This window comes from Oleiphilus sp. HI0125 (genome assembly GCF_001635355.1).
On the sequence record NZ_LWGF01000786.1, the window covers coordinates 1 to 1,785 of the forward strand.

1 protein-coding gene is annotated in these 1,785 nt (G+C 46.9%); it reads left to right on the forward strand.

Annotated elements, in window-relative coordinates:
• Positions 1-1,785 (forward strand): VCBS domain-containing protein (locus A3762_RS12290; protein ID WP_082869107.1); only part of this gene is annotated, 1,785 nt, incomplete at both ends.

Genomic DNA, 1,785 nt, shown 5'->3' on the forward strand with positions numbered 1-1,785 from the left:
GAGTGTGCAGTCACTCGCGCAAGGCGAGAGTTTAACGAAGACTTTTCAAGTTGAGCTCGTTGATGCGTACGGGCGTACACAATTTGTTCCGATCAACATACAAGTCCAAGGCACGAATGATTTACCTCAAATCAGTGGAGCTTCAACAGGATCCGTTGTTGAAGATGTGCTGAAGAACGTATCGGGGCAGTTAAACGTTTCGGACGTGGATACACCGGATTCACACACCTGGTCTGTCTCTGGAACAGGGCAGGGCAATTATGGTTCGCTGTCGATTGATACGCAGACTGGAAAATGGATATACACCCTAGATAACACAAGCCAAGCAACACAGTTTTTGGCTTTCGGCCAAACGGTCACCGAGTCATTTATCGTCAATGTCGATGACGGGAAAGGCGGCGTTGTGCCGCAATCAGTCACTATCACAATCGATGGAACGAACGATACTCCGATCATAAGTGGAACAACTCAAGGCATTGTAACCGAAGACGCTCTGCTGACCAAAAGCGGACGTTTAAACGTCAGCGATGTGGATGCTGGAGATACTCACATTTGGTCGATGAATAGCTCGGGAACAGGTAGCTATGGCAGCTTTAATATTGATGCAAAGAACGGTCAATGGACATACACGCTTGATAACTCAAATTTAGCAACCCAAGCGCTCAGCCAAGGGCAAATTGTCAAAGAAGTATTTTATGTAGGCGTTGATGATGGCAATGGAGGCATCACTACTCAGAGAGTGCTTGTCGATGTAGTCGGAAGCAACGATCGCCCATCTATTTCTGGTACAGCGAGTGGCGCTGTAACCGAAGACCAAGTTGGCACGACATCAGGTCAACTTCGTGTCCATGACCTTGATGCAAATGATGTGCATGCCTGGAGTATCCAAGGTAGCGGCCAAGGAGCATTTGGTAGCATTAGCGTCAATGCGCAAACAGGCAAATGGGAATATAAACTCGATCATTCAAATCCTGCCACCCAAGCATTGTCTCAAGGACAAATTGCAACTGAAACCTTTTATATGAAAGTGGATGACGGGCAAGGTGGTACAAGGACTCAAGCTATTAGCGTTCAGGTTAATGGTACCAATGACACTCCTAGTATTTCGGGCACTAGCACTGGCGGTGTTATTGAAGATGCATCAATCAATATCACATCGGGACAATTACAGGTTCGAGACGTCGATAAAAATGATGTTCATGCATGGACACTAAATGGCTCTGGGCAGGGTAGTTATGGTCAACTCAGCATTGACCCTAATACTGGCCGATGGACCTATACGCTTGATAATAATCTGACGGCAACACAGTCAATCGCCAAGGACGATGTGAAGACTGAGAGTTTTACAGTTGAAGTGAGCGATGGCCAAGGCGGAACGGCGACACAGCTCATAACGGTAAATGTAACGGGCACCAATGATGCGCCCGCCGTGATCGGAGGTGACTTAACAGCGACCTTTACCGAAGGACAATACCCGACCATACGTGGTAAGACGCCCATTGTTCAGGATGTAGATACTGGTGACACCTTGAGTTTTAGTTGGGAGAATCAACACAGTTCTAGTAATGGCACCGGCCTCGTGTTGGGAAAATGGGGCAATTATATTATTGACGAGACCACAGGAACTTGGGGCGCAAATTTCCATAATTCTTTGGTCAATACGCTTTCAGCAGGCGAAGTGGTCACCGAGACAGTCATGATGAAAGTGACTGATCAACATGGCGCTACAACCGATCAAGCTATTACCGTCACCATTATTGGTACTAATGATGTACCTCAGATCAT